Raw genomic sequence first — 222 nt, forward strand, 5'->3', positions numbered from 1 at the left:
CCTGCCTGTGTTTTCATTGGTGCTGGCACGTCATCAACTTTGCTGTGCGCAGGTGGTTTTGCCGTGCAAGCATCCGGCGTGTTGGCCGGCTGCACCGCATCACGGCTTCCGCCCGCCTTCTCCTGGCGTGCGTGCCGCACCCAGCGATACACCGTGATCACAGACCGGTCGAACGCCGCCGCAACCTCTTCAACCGGCTCACCAGCCAGCACCCGTGCGACC

1 protein-coding gene is annotated in these 222 nt (G+C 64.4%); it reads right to left on the reverse strand.

The window, feature by feature from the left end; genetic code table 11:
- The coding region (locus tag HMPREF2791_RS11920; protein ID WP_141764970.1) for a helix-turn-helix domain-containing protein at positions 1–222 on the reverse strand (222 nt) is incomplete at both ends.

The organism is Corynebacterium sp. HMSC034A01 (genome assembly GCF_001838175.1).
GTDB lineage: Bacteria > Actinomycetota > Actinomycetes > Mycobacteriales > Mycobacteriaceae > Corynebacterium.